We start from the raw sequence: 20,324 nt of genomic DNA, 5'->3' as shown, positions 1-20,324 counted from the left end.
CCATTTTCATACTACCCAAAGGAGAATCAGATGAGGTTGAAACAAGTGGTACTGGCAGGCAACATTATCGCCCTGGTGCTGGTCGCGCTGCTGCTGACCATGGCCCGGGCCGAGGCCAAACAGCAGGGAAAACTCAAGGTCGGCTATACCCCCGGCGGCGCCAGCATCCTGGCCTTCGTCGCCCAGGATCAGAAGCTCTTTACCAAGGAGGGTGTCGAGGTCGAATTGGTGCAGTTCAGCAGCACCGGCGACGGCCTGAATGCGCTCAACAGCGGCAAGATCGACATCGGGATCTCCTTCGGCACGGCGGCGCCGTTGACCTTTATCTCCAAGGGCTCCGACTTCACCATCATCGGCGGAGCCCTGGCGGGGGGGCATCCGGTCATAGCCCTTCCCGCGCGCGCCGGACAGTTCAAATCCATCAAGGATTTCAGGGGTAAAACGGTTGCCGTTCCCCGGCTCTATACGGCGGACGTGGTCTGGCGCGGAGCGCTCAAACGTGCCGGGATCGACCCGAACAGGGACCTGAAGATCATAGAACTGAAGAATCCGCCCGCGGTCCTGGAAGCGGTCAAATCGGGCAAGGTCGATGTGGGCATCGGCGCGTCGTCCATCTTTCTGCAGGCCAAGGAATCCGGCCTCGCGATCGTCGGGTGGAGCAACGACTTTTTCCCCCAGCATCCCTGCTGCCGCATCGTCGCCAAGGGCAGGGCGGTCAACGGCGCCCCGGACGTCTACCGGGCTTTCCTGCGGGCTCTGCTGCAAGCCGAGAAGATCAAGGACACCAACCCCAAATTGGCCCAGAACATCACCAAGCGCTACATGAATATCGACGACAACCTGGCTGCCACCTTCGTGAGCGAACCGCATCAGCATGTCAGCGTCGATCCCGACAAGCACCGGGTCAAACAGATGTGGCATGAGCTGAAGGATATCAACTATGTCACGTCGGAACTGGACATCAATCGCTACATCAACACCCAGTTGTACCGCGACGCGCTCGGTGAATTGATCCGCCGCAACCCCAGGGATCGTTATTACCTGAATGCGAAAAAACACTTTGAAAAGCAGAACAGTTAGAGGAAATAGCCCGTGTTACTGACCAGAATCGCTAAAAAATACGCCGGGACAGCCGTCATCATCCTGATCTGCGTGGCCCTCTTCGAACTGGCCACCGATATCACGGGATGGCTGGAACCGGTCCTGTTCCCGGGGCTGTCCAGGATTCTCCCGGCATTCGCGGAGGCGTTCCCCAAGCTCATGGAAGGCCTGGTGAGCTCCTTTGCCCTGCTGCTGCCCAGCTATGTCCTGGCGCTCGTCCTGGGGGTCAGCCTGGGACTCTTCGTCGGTTATCACCAGGCCGTGCGGACCACGCTGATGCCGCTTTTCAGGGGCGTCAGCCCGATCCCCCCCACGATGCTGATCCCCTACGCCATCTCCGTGCTGCCCACGTTCTGGCTCTCGTCGGCATTCATCATCTTCATGGGCGCCTTCTGGCCCATACTGATGGGGACCATCCATGGGGTGGTGCTCCTGGAGGAACGCTACCTGGACAACGCCAGGGCGCTGGGGCTGCACGGCAGCCGCCTGCTCCGCCTGGTGGTCTTTCCGGGCGCGCTCCCCCATATCTTTGCCGGCGCCGGGATGGCGCTGGTCTTCAGCTTTATCCTGCTGACGGTTGCGGAGATGTTCGGGGCCAAATCCGGCATGGGGTATTTCATCCAGTACTATTCGGACTTCTCCGATTATCCCCGGGTCCTGGCCGGCATGATCTTCATGTCCCTCTTCATCATCCTGATGATGGAACTCTTCGATACGATCCAGCGCAGAGCCCTGTACTGGACCGGGAAACGATAAGGAGACCGCCATGTCCGACCAGACTTCATCTGGAAGCACGTCGCTGTTTGTCAATGAGATCCCCAAATGGGGCGAACCCTACCCGAACATCCTCAACCGCCGGTCGGTGTTCGAATGTCTGAAAGACTACATCCTCCAGGCAAACTACTATGGCTACCGGCCCGACCGGCGCAAGGTGCTTGCCGTGCGGACGGCGGACCGGACCGCCACCCTGCGCAACGCGAGTACCCCCATCCGCCAGGAGGTCTACTACTTCATCGAGGGAGAACTGTTCCCGGAAGAGGGTGCCACCCGCCTGCACGACGGGCAGAGCGCGACGGAACTGGCCGAGGCGTTGCTGGGGACTATCTACGAACAACTTTATATCTGGACCGCCTATGACTTCACCAAGGGGTCGCCCCCCGGCTTCAGAAAACCCTTTGACGCCCCCCTCATCGTCAAGGGATCGCCCCATCCCAACCCGGAGCGGAAGACCAGGAGGCGGGAGATAGCGAAGGGGATCAACCCCCAATTCTTCCTGCCCGATCCGGTGCCGGAGCATGCGGTTGACGGAGAGATTCAGCCCGATGTGCCGTACGATGAGCTGCTCGGTTTCGTGACGAACCTGGTGAAGACCGATTTCCGCAATGCCCTCCCGGAAGGGCTAAATCCGCCGATATGGTCAGAACCGCTGATCGGCATCGCCTCTGCCCATGACCCCCTGTTCGAGCGCTTCCAGGACCCGGAGGTGGTCGGTCCCGGGCACCGTCTCCCCTATGAGTGGCTGCCGGGTGCCCGCTCGGTCATCAGCGTTTTCCTGCCGTTCACGGAGCACATATCGGCAAACTATTCCAAGGAACAACGCTATTCCGCCATCGAATTCTCGTCCGGCAAATGGAACGGCTCCAAGTTCCTCAACGTGGTCCGCCGGGCCTTGATCCGTTTCGCCGGGCGGCATGGCGGCGCGGCTGTCGCGCCCAATATCGACCCGCGCTACGATTCCGACGGCTGGCGGCCGTTCTGGTCGGAGCGCCATGCCGCTTTTGCCGCCGGACTCGGCACCTTCGGCCTGCACCAGAATTTCATCTCCGAAAAGGGATGCCTTGGGCGGCTGTGCAGCGTTGTCACCACCTTGCACCTGACCCCGACGGAAAGAAACTATACGGAGGTCTACGGCTACTGTCTGTACGCCTTTGACGGAAGCTGCGATGCCTGTATCAGGCGTTGCCCCACCGGGGCCGTCACCGCTGCCGGCAAGCTGCCCGGAAGGTGCGAGACCCACGGCAACAAGGAGCATTTCAAGGAATGGAATTACGGCTCCTGCGGTCATTGCTCCACCAATATCCCCTGCTCGCGGGGCATTCCGGCAAAGATCAGAAAAACGCTGTAACGCCATACCTGAGCAGGAACGAGATGAAAACATCTGGAAAAACGGAGAAAGGAACAACCATGAGCTATATCGACCTGAAATCCCCCCCGAAGCGCGAAGACCGCCTCAAGGCCTGCATCGCCCACGGCGGCACGATCTGCGAAATGGCCGGCGCCAAGGGCAAGAAGTCCTGCCTGCACGACGACGGCGAACGCTCCTTCACCCAAGGGTCCATCTGCCTGATCCTGCCGGCCCTGGCCATGCTCAACACCCTACCGGACAATGTGGTGTTGCTGCACAGCGCCATCGGCTGCGGCGGCTGCACCCACTCCCAGAACACCAATGTCCGCTTCGGCAGCAATGCGCGCTGGGGACGCCCCAAGGACGGCGTCTGGCTCTCCACGGCCATGGATGAAACCGATGTCATCACCGGAGGAGAAGAGAAGCTGGAACAGGCCATCATCGAGGCCGACCGGCGGTACCGCCCCTTCAGCATTACCGTGGTGGCGGGCTGTGTGCCCGGCATCATCGGCGACGATATCGACGGCGTGGTGCAACGGGTTCAGCCCCAGGTGACCGCCAAGCTGCTGCCGGTGCATTGCGAAGGCTTCAAGACCAAGATCTGGGCCACGGCCTACGATGCGGTCTATCACGGCATCGGCCGCACCCTGCTCTCCCCGGGGGAACAGTCGCCGACCGGGGACGGCCTGGCGCCCTTCAAGGGGCTGGAACGCCTGCCCCGCACCGTCAACCTCATGAACGTGTCCTCCATGGGGCGTGTCGACGAGGTGGAGCTGGAGCGCCTCCTGACCACCCTCGGCCTGGATGTCAACGTCTTCCCGGTCTTCGCCCATCCCGAGAACATGGTCAAGGCCACCCAGGCGGCACTCTCCGTGAGCACGTGCCCGACCCATGACGACTATTTCCTCGGTTATCTGGAGGAGCGTTTCGGCGTCCCCTCCCTGATCCGCCACATGCCGATCGGCATCGAGAACACCGGCCTCTGGCTGCGGGACGTGGCGGCCCGTTTCGGCGAGGAGGAGAAGGCGGAGCGGATCATCGAACATGAGGAGCGGGAACTGCGGGAGGCGTTGGAGGTCTTCCGCCCCGTGTTCGAGGGCAAGCGGGTCTTCATCAGCGCGGGCGAGTTCCGCGCCTTGGCAACGGCCCGGCTGCTGGAAGAGCTGGGGCTCACGGTCACGGGCATCCGCTCCTTCCACCACGACGAATTCGCCGAGGGGGAATATCGGAAACTGGCCGATTCCAGCAAGGACGATTATGTGGTCGATGTCGCCAACGTACAGCCCTTCGAGGAGGCCAACCTGCTGAAAAGGATCAAGCCGGACCTGTTCCTGGGGCATGCCAACGGCAACGGCACCGCCGCCAAGCTGGGCATTCCCACCCATGTCATCTACAACACCGGCCTGGCCTACATCGGCTACCGCGGGGTCTACGAGGTTGCCCGCCGCCTGTACCGCCAGCTCAAAAATCCGATCTATAACCGCAAGCTGGGCGAAAATCTCCGGCTTCCCTACAGTGACGCCTGGTACACGGCGGACCCCTTTTCCCATATCGATCAACGTGGAGGTACAGCGGCATGAGTGACAATTTCATCGAACGGCCCCGTTACGTGTGCGCACTTGGCGGTGCTGCGGCGACCATCGCGGCCCTTCCCGGAGGCATCCCCATCCTTCATGCCGCCTCGGGCTGCGCCGGCAACTTCGCCTGGGCCCAGAACGGCGGCTCGGGTCTCCAGGTGGGGGGGTATTGCGGGCCCCTCTCCATCCCCAGTTCCAACGTCCAGGAACGGGAGGTGGTCTTCGGCGGCGATGCGCGCCTCAGGGAACAGGTCGAAAGCACCATAAAGGTCATGGACGGCCAGATCTACGCCGTCTTGACCGGCTGCGTCACCGAGGTGATCGGCGACGACATCAAGACGGTGGTTGCCGATTTCCGCGATCAGAACGTTCCGATCATCGGCGCCGAGACCGGCGGGTTCAAGGGCAACTCCTACTGGGGATACGATCTGGCCTTGCAGTCCCTGTTCCGGGAATTCGTGGAGCGCGGCACGGCAAAGGTCAAAAACAGCGTCAACCTGTGGGGCGTCGTGCCGTCGGCAGACCCGTTCTGGCGCGGCAACCTTGAAGGGGTGCGCCGCCTGCTGGAGGCCCTGGGGCTGACCGTCAACTCCTTCTTCACCTCGGAAGACACCATAGAGAACATCCGCAAGGCCGGGGCGGCCTCATTGAACATCGTCGTGTCCCACGTCTACGGGGTCGAGGCTGCCAAGCTGTTCGAAGAGATCCACGGCACCCCCTTTCTGAGCCTGTCGTTGCCGGTGGGCGCCAGCGCCTCGGAAGCCTTCCTGCGGAGCGTGGGCAAGGCCCTGAAGATTTCCCGGCAGAAGGTCAACACGGTCCTCAGCCGGGAGAAACAGGCCTACTTCCGCTTCCTCGAGCCGCTGACCGACTGCCTCAACGACCTGGACCTGCAACGTTACGCCGTCGTCGTGGGCGACGCCAACTATGCCACGGCCCTGACCAAGTTCCTGGCCGACGACCTGGGATGGCTCCCCGAACTGACCGTCTGCACCGACCCATTGGAGGACGAGGAAAAAGACCGGCTGACCAGCCAATTGAACGTGCTGGAGTCGCGCTACAAGACCACGCTGGTCTTCGAGACCGACGGCAGCCGCGCCATCGAACACCTGCAGAAAAAATGGCCGCCGGCCGGCGGCCAAAAGTACCATAACGCCTTCAGCCCGGCCTTTGTCATCGGCAGCTCTTTGGAGCGGGAACTGGCCCAGACCGTCGGCGCTCCCCACCTGTCGGTCAGTTTTCCGGTGTCCAACCGTGCCGTGCTCGACCGGGGCTACACCGGTTTCCGCGGAGGACTGCGCCTGACCGAGGATATCCTCAGCGCTGTTGTGGCGGGAAGGTAGACTCCTCCGGCACCGGGATGATACCGCTCCAGATGTCGCATCGTGAACCCGCCCACCCTTCCGAGGGTTGAGCGGGTTTTCCTTTTCCCGGCCATCTCTCCCGCGCACGACACGGCCATTCATGGCCTCGCATCACGGCGTTTTTGATCTGAGTCAAAGCCATGCCGGTGATTTATGCTACCTTTGAGGTGCACGCTCCCGCACCATCTTTTGCGGGCACTGAGCCCGGTTGTCAGCGGCGCATATGCTTGAAACGTATCTTGGTCATGAAATCGGAGGCGTCGGCTGAATGAAAAAACGCGTTTCAATCTTTGTGCGGAGACACCTTGCGATCAATAAGAGGCTTGCCAGACTGCCCCGCAACTGCAAAGCCCCGCTCCGGGGGCCCCGTCCACCCATGTCGCTGCGCTATGCCGTCTGGAGCTTCATCAGCGCCACCCTGGGCATTCTTGCCATTTGCGAGGTGACCACCCTGGTCGGCCATCCCTTGCTGATCGGCTCATTCGGCGCTTCGGCGGTTCTCCTGTTCGGCGCTACGGATTCGCCGCTGGCGCAGCCGCGCAATCTGGTGGGGGGGCACCTTGTCTCCGCCACGGTGGCGGTGGTTGTGGTCGCCCTCTTCGGCTCCTCGCCGGTGACCATGGCCATTGGGGTGGGGCTGGCCATTTTCGTTATGAACATGACCCACACAACCCATCCGCCCGGTGGAGCCACCGCCCTGATCGGCGTTCAGGGGGCGGCGGGCCCGAGCTTCATCCTGCTGCCGGTGCTGGCAGGGGCGTTGATCCTTCTGGCAACGGCGATCTTTACCAATAACGTGGTGTATCACCGCTCGTATCCCAAACATTGGCTCTAGCCCGCAGTTCGGTTCGTCGTAGTCGTAATCCCGTGCGGCCGTCGTTGCAACTCCTCGATGCCGGCCGGACACGGAAAAGCCCACCTCTTTCGGGGTGGGCTTTTCCGTTTTACCTGTTTTCCCGTTTTAAACGGGGGGAGAAACAATCGACTCAAACGATTGCATCCAGTTGATTGAACCGTCATCCGGGCCACCGTCCGACCCGTTGTATTTGTAGGTGAAAATAAGTTTTGTGCCCGGCGGTGCCGCGGTCGGCAATGTGATGCTGAATGGGGTAAGGTCGCCCATTTCCAGTCTCCTCGGGATCACGTAATTGACCGAACGGCTGACGGTTTTGCCGTTGGCGTCAACCGATGACACCCATATCTCGATATCCTCCATTGATGCATACCGGATATTCTGGATGACGCCGTTGATGACGGTAGTACCCTTCGCCGTCGTCACATCCCACCCCATATTCACATCAAACTGGGCATAATGCTGCGGTGACGTTTTCAACTGTTCCTTGAGCCGGTCCGAGAGCGAGGTGAATCCTCCCAGCAGGAGCAGAACCCCCATGAGCAGTAGCGCTTTGCGTATCATATCGAGCACCTCCTTATAGATTCATTTTCTCAAGTCGAGAGACAAATTTCAATACGCAATCAAAGGAAATGGTGCCGCGGGAGGGAAGCTGGGGGGACAGCTCACGCCTGTAGCCTCTCGTTTGATCGCACGCCGGAAAAGGATGCCATGAGGAGCAGGGAGCCGACCACGGTGAAGAGCAGATAATCCGTGGGCACGCCCAGTGCCCAATGCTTGTGCCAGGAGATGAATTGCGGCCTGAAATGGGCGATGCCGTAGGCCGGGTTCATGACGAACCAGAGAAAGTCCTCGATGATCCAGAAGAGCATCAACGAGCCGAGGCACCGCGCCTCCTGGCGCCAGGTGATCCGCCCCACGATGGCGTGGGGCAGGTGGAAAGCCAGGCACATGAAGGAAAATACCCAGGCGTGGTAGCCGGTCATGGCCCGGCCGCCCCAGAAAAGGTCCAGCAGCCAATGCTTTTCGACGCGCCAGGTGGGCAGAGAAGCGGCCCAGCCGTTGGCCCCCTCGATCTGGATCTCGGTCATGGCGAAGAACAGCCCCAGAAGCGTTACCCAGGTGATGAGAAACAACAGGTGCCCGGAACGAGCCCAACGGAATTTTTTCATAAACGGTTTCACCTTCTGCGTAACGTTGTGAGGAAATAAAATTCATAGCCCGCCTTGTACAATCTCCAACACCTGCCGGGCCGCATCCGGCCGCCCCAGCCCCAGGGCCTTTTTCCCCATGCGCGCCAGACGCTCCGGCTCTTGCAGCAGCATTGCCACCCGCCAGGCCAGGGCGCCGGCGTCGCAGGCCTTCATGGCCGCGCCGTTCTCCAGCAGAAAATCGGCATTGCGTTCCTCCTGCCCCGGGATCGGCGACACCACGATCATGGGCAGCCCCATGGCAAGGCATTCCGAGGTGGTCAGGCCGCCCGGTTTGGTGATGGCCAGGTCGCTGACCGTCATGGCCCGCTCGATCACCCTGGTAAACCCCAGAGGGAAGAGCCGCCCCGGATACTGCCGGGCCATGGCCCGAAGATCGGCCAGCAGCCGCTCGTTCTTGCCTGCCATGGCCACGATCTGGAAATCACCTTCCAGTTTGAGCAGCCGTTCGGCCAGGAGGTGGATACTCCCCACACCGGTGCCGCCGGACATCATCAGGAGCGTTTTTCGGTCGGGATCGAGCCCCAGTTCAGCGGCGCAGGCGGCGCGGTCCTGCTTTTCGCCGAAGGCCGGCATGATCGGGATGCCGGTCACCCGCACGCCGGCCGCCGGGATACCCCGCTCGACCATGCGCCAGGCCACCTCATCGTGGGCGGCGAAGTAGCCGCTCAGTCCTTCGTGAATCCAGAGGGCATGCACGTCGAAATCGGTCACCTGCACCCAGACTGGCTGTTTGAACTCCCCCTTGCGGATCTGGCGCGCCAGCAGTTGGGCCGGCAGGAAATGCGTGCAGATCACATGGTCCGGGGCGATCTCGGCCAGCACCCGTTTCAGCTTCCGGGTATTGAGCCGCTCGATGGCGCTCCTCAGGCGGCTCAAAGCCGAATCCACCTTGTCGCGGTCGGTCTTGTCGTAGAGATAGCCCCAAAAGGCCGGGTGGCGTTCCACCACCTTGATGTAGGTATCGGCGTAGATGGTCTTGAACAGTTTGGGCACCAGCGCCATCAGGTCCACGTGGACCGTTTCCAGGTGGGGATACCATTTCTCCGCCGCGGCCTGGAGCGCCTGGGCGGCCCGCACGTGGCCGGCGCCGGCCGAGACGCTCAGGATGGCGATTTTTTGCCGTTTACCGGTGGTGCCGGTCATGGTGATATCCGACTGTCGGTAGTTTTGCACAAATCAGGGGCCTCCGGTATTATCTCAAACAGCCGCCACGGTTGAAAAATTCCTTGCGGATGTTGGTACGGTGGGCGTAGAGGACCACGACCACCAGCAGACAGTAGAGCGCCGTTGCGGGGGACATGATCGGAGCGCCGCGCCGCAGTTGCCCTGCTACAACAAACAGGGGGGAACAGGCCAGGGCCACCAGGCCGGTCCTGGTGGTGCCGCGCAGGAACGGATAGGCCACAACGCAGAGGCCCAGGCCGGCCAGCAGCACCAGCGGCTTGAGCAGGATCATTCCCCCCGCGAAGGTGGCGAATCCCTTGCCGCCGCGCAGGCCGAGCTGTATCGGCCAGATGTGCCCGGCGACCGCCGCCAGCAGGGCGGCGCAGGGAAGCCACGGGGCGGGGCTCAGGTAGCGGGCCAGCCAGACCGCCAACAACCCCTTCCCGGCATCGCCGAGAAAGGTGAGGATAAAACCTTTGGTGCCCAACAGACGCCCCACGTTGCGGCTTCCCAGGTTGCCGCTGGCAGTGGCGCGGATATCCTGGCCGGTCGAAAGCCGCACCAGGTAGTAGCCGGTGGTGAAGCAGCCCAGCAGGTAGGCGGCGGTTATGGCGATAATGGTTTGTGTCAAGATGGAACGTCACCATTCGGGAAACGGAGTCCATGGGGGCAAACCGCCGTGCACATTCCGCAAGCGTGTCCCCGCTGGTATTGATAATAGTGTTCCTTTTTCCACTGATCGCAGGCCCAGGCATCTAGAAGTTCTTCACGGGGCAGCCCGGGATACCACGTAGGGCCCTGCAGAGCTTTTGCAGGGCACGCCTTGACGCAACGGGAACAACGGCCGCACAAACTCTGTTGCATCGGCTGTGCGCAGGGGAGAGCCAGATCGGTGAAAACCGTTCCCAGGCGAACCCATGGTCCAAAGGGACGTGTGATCGGTTGGCAATGACGTCCGATCCACCCCACTCCTGCTCGGGTTGCGGCGGTTTTATGGGGAAAATCCCCGTTCAGGTTGGCCGTGTCGGTGCGCTGGGAAGCCGCCAAAGGCGTGGCACGAGAACCTCTCTGCCCGATTTCCGCTGCCAAGGCTTCTGCACGGTCATTGATAATGCCGTTCACGCGTGCGTACTCATCGGCATATGCCTGGTTGGGGCCATTTGGGATGCCTCGCCACTACCATCGAGTTCCTGAGCAGGATGACGAAGACGGTAAAGGCGGGAAAGTAGTAGTAATGATGGACGATCCAGGAAAGGAGGGCTGCAGCATCGTACATGAGGTTCCTCCTCGGTGATGTCCCGCGTTTCAACTAGGTGGCAACTGCTTATTAAATATACTTTCTTCTACATGACAGGAACCAAGATCACAATTCAATTTCAACGTTTTAAAATAATTAACATGGATGTCACAAGCCTTGTGTAAATGAATTTCTCGGTTGTTGGAAGTCTCTATAATTTCACTATTGCTTTCGCCGAGCAATAGCAATGTCCTTAGGATTTACCTATGAGCAGATGATGTGTGGCGGTTGGCTTATGACATCTTGATGTGCGCAGCCGTCACTTTTTTGATCTCCTCCCGCAGCATTGACAGTTTGTAGGGCTTCTGAATGAATCCGGCCAGACCTTTGCCGGCGAACTTCTGCGCCACCTCCTGCTCACTAAAACCGCTGGACATAATGACCTTCACTTTTGAATCAAGCTGCCTGAGTTCCCGGAAACATTGCTCGCCATCCATGTGCGGCATGGTCAGGTCGAGGATGACAAGGGTGATTCCGGGATTATCACGGTATTTGTCTAACGCCACATGCCCGTCATTGGCGGTGATGACCTCGAAGCCCAATCCCTTGAGCATGTCTGTGCCGATGCCACGAACCGTTTCTTCGTCGTCAACCAGCAGGACAGTCCCTTCACCATGCCAGTCATCGTGACCGCTGTCTCCGTTGAACAACTCAGCGGGTCGATCAGAGGCAGGAAGCAGGATCTTGAAGGTTGTCCCCTTGTTCAGTTCACTGTAGACCTTGATTGCCCCCTTGTGGCCGCGCACGATGCCGAGCACCGCAGCCATCCCCAACCCCCGGCCGGCAAACTTGGTGGTAAAGAAGGGGTCAAAGATCTTATCCTGTGTCTCCTTGTCCATGCCGCAACCAGTGTCGGCTATTTCCAGATAGACATACAGCCCTTCGTGGATTGCGTCGGTCAGCCAGGTGCCCTGCAAGTATATTTCGTTGCACTCAAGACAACCGGTGGTGACGGCGATAATGCCGCTCTTGTCGCCGATGGCCTCCGAGGCATTGATGACCAGATTCATGATTATCTGGCGAATCTGGGTGGCATCGGCCTCAACGGCCGGGAGAGGATGATACGGATTGAGGCGGAGCACCGCTTTCTTGGATATAGAAACCTCCAACATATGCCACATCTCTTCCACCAGGTTGTTCAGGTCGAGTGGTTCCACCACGAACTTCCCCTTGCCGGAGTAGGCAAGCATTTGTTTGGCCAGATCGGCGGCGCGGGCAGACGCTTGCTCAATCTTGCGCAGGTTTTCCACAGCGGGGGATTCCTTGCTAAGTCTCATGAGGGCCATGTCGGCATTGCCCATGATGGCCATGAGAAGGTTGTTAAAGTCATGTGCGATGCCGCCTGCAAGGACCCCCAACGATTCCAACTTTTGAGCGTGCAGTAGCTGTTTCTCCAGGCCAATGCGTTCCTCCTCGACCCGTTTGCGCTCCGTGATGTCGATGAAGCTTGCCCGGATCAGATTATCATGCTCCGATGGCAGCCTGACAAGGTGCACCTCGCACAGTCTGAACCTGCCTTCAGCGGTCTGGACTTGTTGTTCAAAGGTTACGATTTTGCCGGATATGACCTGTTGATTGTGGTCTTCAATTAACTCGGCAATCAACTGTCCATCAGATTGCCCCATGGTATAAAATCGTTGCAGACCACCCTGGATAAGAACATTGCGACTACAGTCGAACAACTTTTCGGCGGCAGGGTTTGCATCAACCAGCATCAACTGATCCACTTCAAATATCAAGATTGCTTCAGGAGCCTGTTCGATCAAAGCGCGGAAACGTTTCCCGGTCTCACGCTCAGATTGGACTGCTTTCCTGGCCTCGGCGAAACTGGCGGAGAGAAACAGCCCGGTTGCAGCAAGGATACCGATAAACATTTGCACATTCAGCAGACGCTCCGGAGGAGTGTTACCTCCCCAAATAAGTGGCCCTCTGCTAATGGTATCACCGGTGGCGGCAATGATTGCCAGTATGAGGATGCTGCCTGCAACCGCGCTGATGTTCAGGCGCAAAGCCCCCCATGCAATTACTGCAAATAAGAGAAACGGGAATCGGTCAATATGCAACAGGACGATGTTATTATTAAATGCATCCAGGCTAAACATGATTATCACGACAAAGTAGCAGGCGGTTTCGGCAAGCCGACTGAGCCGTAAAGTCTTTTTGTTAATGATATGTGGCCTGAACAAGGTAACAATGGCAGGGGTGACGATCAGCAGGCCAAGGCCATCCGACACCCACCAGGTCGACCAGAATGTCTGGAAAGAATTGATACCAACAATGACAGCAAAAGCACTGCTCACTGTTGCCGTGAAGGCGTTTACCAGGGTGCTGGCGCAGATGAGGGCCAATATCTCCTTTACTCTGGAAAAGGTAATGTTGTCGCCGCACCAACGAGTAATCAGCCAGGCACTGCAATATGATTCGAGGCAATTCGCTGTCATGAAACAGAGGCTGTTGATTAGTGGACGTCCGGAGATAAGATTTGCACTATTGCCGGCTGCGAATATGACGATGAGAGTTTTTGGCCAGATTTGGCGTGGTGAGAGGAGCAGAGCTGCCAACCCTACCCCGGCAGCGGGCCAGACAGCAGCAAGAACTCTTTCGGCGTCGGGGAAAAGCAGCGCTATTTTGTTGGCAGTAAAATAGGCAAGGCCAATGATTACAACCTGGAGCGCAAAATCGCTGCCCGGTTTGCTATCAATAGAGGATTTTGGGGACAATTCATTGTTTGAGGTCATCATATCCACCAACGCAGTCGTTATGAGGGCAACTATTCCAGACGCACATTTGGCGTCAATTTCAAACACGATCTTCAAACATGATACTGAATTGGTTAAGTACAGACTTCCAATCCCTGATCGTCATGGCCTATTTCTTTGATATATTCGTCAGAGCCAGATAGAGCAACTTAAACATTGCTTCGTCATCCGGGAATGAACCACCGTTTTTGGTCACCTTCCGCAGGGACATGTTCGACGATTCAATAGTATTGGTGGTGTAAATGACCTTTCGTATGTTTTGCGGATAGGCAAAGCACGGGATGATTCGTTGCCAGCTGTTACGCCACGATTGACTCACCTTGGGATGGGTGGCATCCTACTTCTTGCCGAATGCTTCGAGGTTTGCTTCAGCCTGATCGACGGTAGCGGCATTGTATGTCGATTTCAGATCATTAGCCATTTCCTTCCGCTGTTTCCAGGATACGAAGTTCAGGCTGTGCCGGACTAAGTAGACGATGCCGAGCTGAACCTATGTCTGGGGGAGTTTACGCCGGTTGCTGCCCCATATCCAGCAATCTTTGTTGCATAAGCAACAAAGATGTATTCGTCCCGTGAGTTGCCCTTTTCTGGTCCAGTACTTGTATCAAGCGTGCTTGCGCTGCAAGTTTTATTGCAGTCCCCTTGATTGCCGAGGATGCGGCTGATACTGCAATATGCTGGTATTACTGTGCTATTTTTTATTGTATTGTTGGCGCGCATCCTGCGAATGTACCGAGAACAGTGGCAGTCGATACGCATTGTGTGCGCGGGAGCGTTGCTGCAGAGGGGGGGCGACATGATTTCGGAAACGATGCGTCAATACATTGAAAGCGCTCCCGTGGTCTATGTGGCTTCTGCGGATGCGAAGGGACATCCTCACGTGGCAGCCGGTAATCGCCTGGCTGTGAGCGGCGGGTCGCTTTTGGTGTTCGAGAACTGGTTTTGCCCGATGACGCTGCACAATATTACCCGCAACACCCATGTTGCGGTTGTGGTAGCCGCGCCCGGATCGAAGACCGGCTATCAGTTGATCGGCCGGGTCGTCAAGCCCCACGACGATACGGTCGAAGGAGAGAGCGCCGGACCCGTACCACTGGACATTACCCCCGCCTTGACCAGGTTCGTGGTTCGGGTCGAGGGAATCATGGAGTTTTCAACGGGGATACATTTCGATATCCCTGTCAATCCCGGATATTCACTGCCGGAATGCCTCGGGTAGGAATCCTCCCCGCAGCCTGTTGCTCCAATCCTTCAAACTCGCGTTGTCCCGAATAGTGCCCAGCCGTTTCGCCTGGGGGCAGGTTACAGGCTTTTTTCCACGACCTCGTAGACATCCCGGGGCAGGTTGGGAAGTGCCTGGATCCGTCGCAACTCCTGCTGCATGAGCTCCTGTCGCCCCGGCTCGAAGCGCCGCCAAGTGGTCAACGGCGCGAGCAGTCGGGCGGAGACCTGGGGATTGAGCGGGATGAGGCGGAGCAGTTGATCGACCAGAAACCGGTAACCTGCGCCGTCGGGGGCATGGAAGTGGGGCTGGTTCTGGCTGAAGGCTCCCACCAGGGCGCGGAAACGGTTGGGATTGGCCAGCTCGAAAGCCGGATGGTTCAGGAGCGCCCGGACGTCGTCAAGGGTGTCGGGGAGATCCGACAGGGCTCTGAGCGAAAACCACTTGTCCACCACTTGGCGATCCCCCTGCCAGTGACGGTAGAAATCCTCCAACACCTGGCTGCGCTCGGGGCAGTCGCACGAGGCCAGCGGCCCAAGCGCCCCCATGGTGTCGGTCATGTTGTCCGATGTACGGTACTGCTGGATGCAGAGTTCGGTGATGGCCTGCTCTTCCAGACTCATCAGGTAGGCCAGACAGAGGTTGGCCAGACGGCGTTCTCCCGATCGGCCGTCGTCCACCCCGTAGGGCCTGGTACTGCGGCACGCCTCGCGCACTGCGAGAAAATCGTTCCGCAACGGCGTTGCCAGGGCGCGGATCGTGAACCTGCGGGCGATGTGGATGGCCTCCGGGTCGATGACCGGCATCAGTTCGGCCAGGTATTTCTCCGACGGCAGGGTGAGCGCCTCGGCCAGAAAGGCCCGATCCGGCTCCCCACTGGTAAGGATGGCCCGATAGGCCGCCACGAACGCCGGGTCCGGCTTGAGTTCCCGTCCGGCCTGCTGGTCGGCCACCAGGGCGAGGATGACCTGCGCCGCCAATTGTTGGCCCGCCTCCCAGCGGCAGAAAGGATCGGTTTCGTGGGCCATGAGGAGTACGAGGTCGTCGTGGCGGTAGGGGTAATCCAGCTTTACCGGGGCTGAGAAGCCGCGCAGCAGGGCCGGCACCGGCTCGCTGTCCAGACCGGAGAAGTGGAACGTCTGTTCAGCCTTGTTCACTTCAAGCAGCCTGGTGGCGGGGCCGGGCACCGGTTCGCCGAACAGGGTGACCGGAAGCTCCCGGCCGGCCCGGTCCAGGAGGCCGACGACCAGCGGGATGTGGAGCGGTTGTTTCTCCGGCTGCCCGGGGGTGGCGGGGCAGGATTGGCGCACCGTCAGGGTGAAGACGCCGTCGGCCGCTTCAAATGAGCCCGATGCCTCCATAAGCGGCGTTCCGGCCTGACTGTACCAGAGGCGGAACCGGCCGAGGTCCATATTACTCGCATCGGCCATGGCCTGGACAAAGTCCTCAATCGTGACCGCCTGCCCGTCATGGCGTTCGAAGTAGAGGTCCATTCCCTTTCTGAAACGCTCGGCGCCCAGCAAGGTGCGGAGCATGCGGATCAACTCGCCCCCCTTGTTATAGACGGTCGCGGTGTAGAAGTTGTTGATCTCCATGTAGGATTCGGGGCGGACCGGGTGCGCCAGCGGGCCGCCATCCTCGGCGAACTGTGCGGTGCGCAGGTAGCGGACATCGGCGATGCGCTTCACGCCGCGCGATTCCATGTCGGCGGAAAACTCCTGGTCGCGGAAGATGGTGAGCCCCTCTTTGAGGGAGAGCTGGAACCAGTCGCGGCAGGTAACCCGGTTGCCGCTCCAGTTATGGAAATACTCGTGGCCGATGACCTCCTCGATGGCCTGGTAGTCCTCGTCGGTGGCGGTCTCGGGGGTGGCCAGGACGTAGCGCGAGTTGAAGATGTTGAGCCCCTTGTTTTCCATGGCCCCCATGTTGAAATCGTCCACCGCCACGATCATGTAGCAGTCCAGGTCGTATTCACGGCCAAAGGTTTCCTCGTCCCAGCGCATGGCCTTTTTCAGGGAACGGAGGGCGTGTTCCCCCTTGTTGCGGTTGGCCTCCTGGAGATAGAGCCGCAGGCTCACCTCCCGGCCCGAGCAGGTCGTAAAAGAGTCCTCGATGCAGGCCAGCTTGCCGGCCACCAGGGCGAAGAGGTAGCTCGGCTTCCTGAACGGGTCGTGCCAGGTGATGAAGTGGCGGCCATCCGGCAGTTCGCCCCTGTCCAGCGGGTTGCCGTTGGACAGAAGCACCGGGTAGCGCTCTCGGTCGGCGACGACGGTGACGGTGAAGATGGAAAGGACATCGGGACGGTCCGGGTAGTAGGTGATGGAGCGGAAACCCTGGGCCTCGCACTGGGTACAGAACATCCCGTTGGAGCGATAGAGCCCTTCGAGAAAGGTATTGTCCTGGGGGCGCAGTTCGGTTTCCACCTCCAGGGTGAAGCTGACGGGAACCGACGGCACGACGAGCGTCTCTGCCGACACCTGGAAGGCCTCCGGGACAAGGGGCGTCCCGTCGAGGCAGAGGCTGCGCAGTACGAAACGGTGGCCGTCCAGAACCAACGGCCGCTCTCCCCCGGAGCGGTCATAAGCCGCCCGCAGGGCAAGGCGGGAGCGGACGAGCGTCGTGTCCTCCCCCAACTCAAAGCGGAGGTCAATACTTTCAACGGTATAGTCGGGCGGACGGTAATCGTGACGGTGAATGGTGGTATGGGCAGTTTCTGTCATATCGGGTCCTTCATGCGGTTTTTTTTGACAACGCCGGCCTATCGTTTGATGCCGTCCCAGCATGCCGCGATGGTCTTCTCAATGAGCGCGTCGTCCAGTTCTATAAACCCGAGAATATGGTCCCGGGTCAAGGTGATCACTGGTCCGAAGGCCAGAGCAAAGAGTAAGATAGTGGGCAGGTCCTTGATGACCTGCTGGGCGACTCCCTGCTCGAACAACTCCAGATACAGGAGGTCGTCGTCCTTGAATTCTTTGGCAAACCTGCCCCGGCGCAGGTCCACTCCATAGGGGGAGTTGTGAAACTGCTCCATGTACTTGGATTCGAGGGGGTGGGCAACGAAGTACTTGAGGAAGTTGATGCCGAGGTGCAGAAAACGCTCCCTGATGGGCCGTTCCGTCTGGTAGCCAACCCGGAGCGCCTCCAGTAATTTCCCCTCTATCTCCCGATACAACTCCTTGATGAGGATGTCCTTGCTCTCGAAGTAGCAGTAGATCGTCCCGGCCGCCACCCCGGCCCGCTCGGCGATCATGGCCATGGGGGAGCCATGGAATCCCTGGTCGGCGATGATCTGCACCGCCGCACGCACTATTTCACTACGCTTATCAAGTTTTGCCATGTTCCTGACCCCAATCCCGTTGGAATTGAATGAATGGTCATTCAATGTGGCCAATTTATAATGTTTACTATGGCCTGTCAAGGGGTTCTTATGGTCCCCTCCAAGGGAGGAACTGCCGCCCGGGAGGTCGGTAGCCGTCGTATGGTTTTTCCGGCCTGCTGAGCATGAAAAGCGTCACGAAGCTGGGCGCGTACCACCTGGCGCGCAAAAGCCCCGCCTCCCATCCGGGAAACGGGGCTTTTGCAGGTAATGCCGCAGCAATCCTGTCCGGTTTGGGCCTACTCCGCCATCCAGGACGCCTTGGCCGTCGGGATGCGAAATCCATCCTCCAGGGTGGCCTGGCTCAGGCTGTTTTCCTCGGCCTGGATGCAGATGAAGTACAGGTCCTCATCGCCGGCTTTCCACGACCGCTCGCCCTGGGGGGCCACCCGTACCAAGCTTCCCTCCTGGACCGGGAATTCGTCGCCGTCCACGAAGAACGTGCCGTTGCCGCGCAGCACGATGTAGAGCTCTTCGTTTTTCCTGTGGGCATGGACAAAAGGCATGGCCTTGCCGGCCGGAAGCCGGTTGAGGGAAGCCTCGCAGCCGGTAAGTCCCAACTCTCCGCCGATGAAATACTTGCCCTTGAGTCCGCGGAAGTCGTGGTTCAAAAGGCCTTCCAACGGGCCGATATGGGCTGCCGTGAAGTTTTTCGCCTGCTCCGTCATGTCATTGCCCCTTCCCGGCAAGCCTGGCCCCCAAGTCATACGCCTGCTGGCAGTCCAGGGGAAATACCTCTTCGCGTCGCTTTGCCTTGTGAGCGGGGTCGAAACTCTCGATCAGCACCTTGGAGTAATCGCTGACCTGACAAGTGTCGAAGCTGCACAACGTTTCGGGCTGCTGCCCGAAGATCAGTTGCAGGTAACGGGCATGGGAGTTGAAAAGGTGCTCGTAGCCGTATGTCGTGCTCTGTTCGTCCGTAACATTCATCGTATAGATGAACCCGGTGGCGATCTGCTTGGGGGCGATGGATGCATAGGGCAGGGTGTAGGTCAGGTAGGGAAACAGCAGGCGCTCAAGGAAGGAGCGGGTCTCGCCGGTCACCGAGCCGAAATAGATCGGCGACCCGATGATTAGGGCGTCGGCCTCGATGATCCTGTTCAGGAGTGGCGTCAAACCGTCGGTGAAACCGCAAGTGCCATAGCTTTTGCCCCCTCGGGTCTTGCAGGCGAAACAACTCACGCACCCTTTGTAGTCAAGGTCGTAGAGGTGGACAAGCTCGGTCTCGGCCCCCTGCGCGGCGGCCCCTTCCAGGGCCTTGCCCAGCAGGGTCGCCGTGTTCCATTTTTTTCTCGGACTTCCGTTTATGGCAATGACCTTCATCAGTTACACCTCCGCACTAGGACTGTTTCTAAAATTTTCACGTCATGTTTCCTTTTGTTCGATATCAGCGCCGGCAGCCCGATTATCTCCACTGGATTCGCGCCTCCTGGCGCGGTGGGACGCGGGGGTAACGATAGCGGGGAAAACCATACATCAGCGCCCCGTAGACGCTGTGATCCTCGGGGATGCCGAGCGCCTCCTTGAGCGGAGGATGCCCGTTGGCCGCACGCATCAGGAAGCCGGCCCAGCAGGTGCCGATGCCCTGGGCGACGGCCGCCAGTTCAAACTGGGTCAGGGCGATGGTGCTGTCCACCGAGCTCCAGAGCCATTCGTCCGGGGCGTGGATAACGGCCAGGTGGGGCGCATTGCGCAGGATCGGATCCTTGCCCTGTTCCCACAGATCGATATACCGGGTGTAGCGCGGTTCCAGCCTGTTGCTCTGGCGCAGGTAATCGATCACCAGCCCGGCCAGGCGCTTCACCTCGTCCGGGGTCTGGATCACCAGCCAGTGCACCGGCTGGCGGTTCACGGCCGAGGGGGCCCAGCGGGCCACTTCGATGACCTCCCTGACCAGGGCCTGGGGCACCGGCTCATCCCGGAACTCCCTGACCGAGCGGCGGCTCCTCACGAGCTGGTCCAGGGCCGGGACGGAAACCGTCAGGGCGGGATCGATGGGGAGCGACTCCTCCAGGGGAATTCTTTCGTGGTGAACCGCCCCCTGGGGGCAGACGGCGACGCAGTGACCGCAGGTGATGCAGTCCTGCTCGCCGCCGGCGCGGAAAACGGGAAATCCCTCCCCATCCACCTCGAAAAGCGCCGGCGGGCATACTTCGCTGCACATGCCGTCACGTCGGCAGGTGCTGTGATCAATCGTTACCAGACTCATTTTCCCTCCTTGAAGTGAAACCTGCTGTTGGAATTGCAGAATGCTCGCGGCGGACGTTCGTGG

The 20,324-nt window shown here is 59.6% G+C and carries 19 protein-coding genes and 1 pseudogene; 7 read left to right on the top strand and 13 right to left on the bottom strand.

The features are described 5' to 3' along the window. Nucleotides 1-30 precede the first annotated feature (30 nt). From F6V30_RS15435 to F6V30_RS15410, 6 genes are all read left to right on the top strand, one after another. A complete protein-coding gene (locus tag F6V30_RS15435; RefSeq protein ID WP_151157877.1) occupies nucleotides 31-1,080 on the top strand; it encodes an ABC transporter substrate-binding protein in 1,050 nt (349 codons plus the stop codon). Between the two features lie 12 nt (nucleotides 1,081-1,092). After that, a complete protein-coding gene (locus tag F6V30_RS15430; RefSeq protein WP_246163558.1) occupies nucleotides 1,093-1,857 on the top strand; it encodes an ABC transporter permease in 765 nt (254 codons plus the stop codon). A 10-nt stretch (nucleotides 1,858-1,867) separates the two neighbouring features. Then, nucleotides 1,868-3,226 (top strand): epoxyqueuosine reductase, encoded by a 1,359-nt coding sequence (locus F6V30_RS15425; RefSeq protein ID WP_151157876.1) that lies wholly within the window; start codon nucleotides 1,868-1,870, stop codon nucleotides 3,224-3,226. A gap of 59 nt (nucleotides 3,227-3,285) precedes the next feature. Beyond that, nucleotides 3,286-4,806 (top strand): nitrogenase component 1, encoded by a 1,521-nt coding sequence (locus F6V30_RS15420; protein ID WP_151157875.1) that lies wholly within the window; start codon nucleotides 3,286-3,288, stop codon nucleotides 4,804-4,806. Beyond that, nucleotides 4,803-6,146 (top strand): nitrogenase component 1, encoded by a 1,344-nt coding sequence (locus tag F6V30_RS15415; RefSeq protein WP_151157874.1) that lies wholly within the window; start codon nucleotides 4,803-4,805, stop codon nucleotides 6,144-6,146. The genes F6V30_RS15420 and F6V30_RS15415 overlap by 4 nt, the downstream gene beginning before the upstream one ends. Before the next feature lie 397 nt (nucleotides 6,147-6,543). Then, nucleotides 6,544-7,002, top strand: a complete 459-nt coding sequence (locus F6V30_RS15410; protein ID WP_275938149.1) for an HPP family protein — start codon at nucleotides 6,544-6,546, stop codon at nucleotides 7,000-7,002. 126 nt (nucleotides 7,003-7,128) lie between these two features. Here F6V30_RS15410 and F6V30_RS15405 read toward each other — a convergent pair whose 3' ends face one another. The 8 genes and pseudogenes from F6V30_RS15405 to F6V30_RS17405 form a co-directional block, all read right to left on the bottom strand. After that, nucleotides 7,129-7,584, bottom strand: a complete 456-nt coding sequence (locus F6V30_RS15405; protein WP_246163556.1) for a hypothetical protein — start codon at nucleotides 7,582-7,584, stop codon at nucleotides 7,129-7,131. 101 nt (nucleotides 7,585-7,685) lie between these two features. Continuing rightward, the gene (locus tag F6V30_RS15400) at nucleotides 7,686-8,192 is read right to left on the bottom strand and encodes a hypothetical protein (RefSeq protein WP_151157872.1); all 507 of its coding nucleotides are present in this window, start codon (nucleotides 8,190-8,192) and stop codon (nucleotides 7,686-7,688) included. Nucleotides 8,193-8,234: 42 nt separating this feature from the next. Then, nucleotides 8,235-9,407, bottom strand: coding sequence for an MGDG synthase family glycosyltransferase (locus F6V30_RS15395; protein ID WP_218043340.1), 1,173 nt, complete (start codon nucleotides 9,405-9,407; stop codon nucleotides 8,235-8,237). Between the two features lie 19 nt (nucleotides 9,408-9,426). After that, nucleotides 9,427-10,029, bottom strand: coding sequence for a glycerol-3-phosphate acyltransferase (locus tag F6V30_RS15390; RefSeq protein WP_191965735.1), 603 nt, complete (start codon nucleotides 10,027-10,029; stop codon nucleotides 9,427-9,429). Next, nucleotides 10,026-10,262: a 4Fe-4S double cluster binding domain-containing protein gene (locus F6V30_RS17530; protein WP_420850294.1), complete on the bottom strand. Its 237-nt coding sequence runs from the start codon at nucleotides 10,260-10,262 to the stop codon at nucleotides 10,026-10,028. The genes F6V30_RS15390 and F6V30_RS17530 overlap by 4 nt, the downstream gene beginning before the upstream one ends. Before the next feature lie 268 nt (nucleotides 10,263-10,530). Beyond that, nucleotides 10,531-10,674, bottom strand: coding sequence for a hypothetical protein (locus F6V30_RS17210; protein WP_191965734.1), 144 nt, complete (start codon nucleotides 10,672-10,674; stop codon nucleotides 10,531-10,533). Between the two features lie 254 nt (nucleotides 10,675-10,928). Further along, nucleotides 10,929-13,436: a hybrid sensor histidine kinase/response regulator gene (locus F6V30_RS17505; RefSeq protein WP_338042781.1), complete on the bottom strand. Its 2,508-nt coding sequence runs from the start codon at nucleotides 13,434-13,436 to the stop codon at nucleotides 10,929-10,931. 58 nt (nucleotides 13,437-13,494) lie between these two features. Then, nucleotides 13,495-13,944: pseudogene (locus tag F6V30_RS17405) on the bottom strand (transposase); the annotation flags it as partial. A gap of 306 nt (nucleotides 13,945-14,250) precedes the next feature. Here F6V30_RS17405 and F6V30_RS15370 point away from each other — a divergent pair. After that, entirely contained in the window at nucleotides 14,251-14,673 is a 423-nt protein-coding gene (locus F6V30_RS15370; protein ID WP_151157869.1) for a pyridoxamine 5'-phosphate oxidase family protein, read from the top strand. Between the two features lie 83 nt (nucleotides 14,674-14,756). Here the strand turns inward: F6V30_RS15370 and pepN are convergent, their stop codons facing one another. From pepN to F6V30_RS15345, 5 genes are all read right to left on the bottom strand, one after another. Further along, the gene (pepN, locus tag F6V30_RS15365; protein ID WP_151157868.1) at nucleotides 14,757-17,396 is read right to left on the bottom strand and encodes an aminopeptidase N; all 2,640 of its coding nucleotides are present in this window, start codon (nucleotides 17,394-17,396) and stop codon (nucleotides 14,757-14,759) included. Nucleotides 17,397-17,434: 38 nt separating this feature from the next. Beyond that, nucleotides 17,435-18,013, bottom strand: a complete 579-nt coding sequence (locus F6V30_RS15360) for a TetR/AcrR family transcriptional regulator (protein WP_151129567.1) — start codon at nucleotides 18,011-18,013, stop codon at nucleotides 17,435-17,437. 278 nt (nucleotides 18,014-18,291) lie between these two features. Further along, the gene (locus F6V30_RS15355) at nucleotides 18,292-18,720 is read right to left on the bottom strand and encodes a cupin domain-containing protein (RefSeq protein ID WP_151157867.1); all 429 of its coding nucleotides are present in this window, start codon (nucleotides 18,718-18,720) and stop codon (nucleotides 18,292-18,294) included. A 1-nt stretch (nucleotide 18,721) separates the two neighbouring features. Further along, the gene (locus tag F6V30_RS15350) at nucleotides 18,722-19,375 is read right to left on the bottom strand and encodes a flavodoxin family protein (RefSeq protein WP_151157866.1); all 654 of its coding nucleotides are present in this window, start codon (nucleotides 19,373-19,375) and stop codon (nucleotides 18,722-18,724) included. An 82-nt stretch (nucleotides 19,376-19,457) separates the two neighbouring features. Further along, nucleotides 19,458-20,261, bottom strand: a complete 804-nt coding sequence (locus F6V30_RS15345) for a nitroreductase family protein (protein WP_151157865.1) — start codon at nucleotides 20,259-20,261, stop codon at nucleotides 19,458-19,460. Nucleotides 20,262-20,324: the final 63 nt, after the last annotated feature.

It is taken from the genome of Oryzomonas sagensis (genome assembly GCF_008802355.1).
Classification (GTDB): Bacteria; Desulfobacterota; Desulfuromonadia; order Geobacterales; family Pseudopelobacteraceae; genus Oryzomonas; species Oryzomonas sagensis.
Note: the sequence above shows the minus strand (reverse complement) of the source record. Positions and strands in the feature narration are given on the sequence as shown.

What these genes read in the sequence shown, in the direction of transcription:
- F6V30_RS15345 (WP_151157865.1), bottom strand. Translation starts at nt 20,261, where the DNA reads ATGAGTCTGGTAACGATTGATCACAGCACCTGCCGACGTGACGGCATG.
- pepN (WP_151157868.1), bottom strand. Translation starts at nt 17,396, where the DNA reads ATGACAGAAACTGCCCATACCACCATTCACCGTCACGATTACCGTCCG.
- F6V30_RS15400 (WP_151157872.1), bottom strand. Translation starts at nt 8,192, where the DNA reads ATGAAAAAATTCCGTTGGGCTCGTTCCGGGCACCTGTTGTTTCTCATC.
- F6V30_RS15370 (WP_151157869.1), top strand. Translation starts at nt 14,251, where the DNA reads ATGATTTCGGAAACGATGCGTCAATACATTGAAAGCGCTCCCGTGGTC.
- F6V30_RS15420 (WP_151157875.1), top strand. Translation starts at nt 3,286, where the DNA reads ATGAGCTATATCGACCTGAAATCCCCCCCGAAGCGCGAAGACCGCCTC.
- F6V30_RS15415 (WP_151157874.1), top strand. Translation starts at nt 4,803, where the DNA reads ATGAGTGACAATTTCATCGAACGGCCCCGTTACGTGTGCGCACTTGGC.
- F6V30_RS15410 (WP_275938149.1), top strand. Translation starts at nt 6,544, where the DNA reads ATGTCGCTGCGCTATGCCGTCTGGAGCTTCATCAGCGCCACCCTGGGC.
- F6V30_RS15435 (WP_151157877.1), top strand. Translation starts at nt 31, where the DNA reads ATGAGGTTGAAACAAGTGGTACTGGCAGGCAACATTATCGCCCTGGTG.
- F6V30_RS15405 (WP_246163556.1), bottom strand. Translation starts at nt 7,584, where the DNA reads ATGATACGCAAAGCGCTACTGCTCATGGGGGTTCTGCTCCTGCTGGGA.
- F6V30_RS17530 (WP_420850294.1), bottom strand. Translation starts at nt 10,262, where the DNA reads ATGCAACAGAGTTTGTGCGGCCGTTGTTCCCGTTGCGTCAAGGCGTGC.
- F6V30_RS15360 (WP_151129567.1), bottom strand. Translation starts at nt 18,013, where the DNA reads ATGGCAAAACTTGATAAGCGTAGTGAAATAGTGCGTGCGGCGGTGCAG.
- F6V30_RS15350 (WP_151157866.1), bottom strand. Translation starts at nt 19,375, where the DNA reads ATGAAGGTCATTGCCATAAACGGAAGTCCGAGAAAAAAATGGAACACG.
- F6V30_RS15355 (WP_151157867.1), bottom strand. Translation starts at nt 18,720, where the DNA reads ATGACGGAGCAGGCGAAAAACTTCACGGCAGCCCATATCGGCCCGTTG.
- F6V30_RS17210 (WP_191965734.1), bottom strand. Translation starts at nt 10,674, where the DNA reads ATGTACGATGCTGCAGCCCTCCTTTCCTGGATCGTCCATCATTACTAC.
- F6V30_RS15425 (WP_151157876.1), top strand. Translation starts at nt 1,868, where the DNA reads ATGTCCGACCAGACTTCATCTGGAAGCACGTCGCTGTTTGTCAATGAG.
- F6V30_RS17505 (WP_338042781.1), bottom strand. Translation starts at nt 13,436, where the DNA reads ATGATGACCTCAAACAATGAATTGTCCCCAAAATCCTCTATTGATAGC.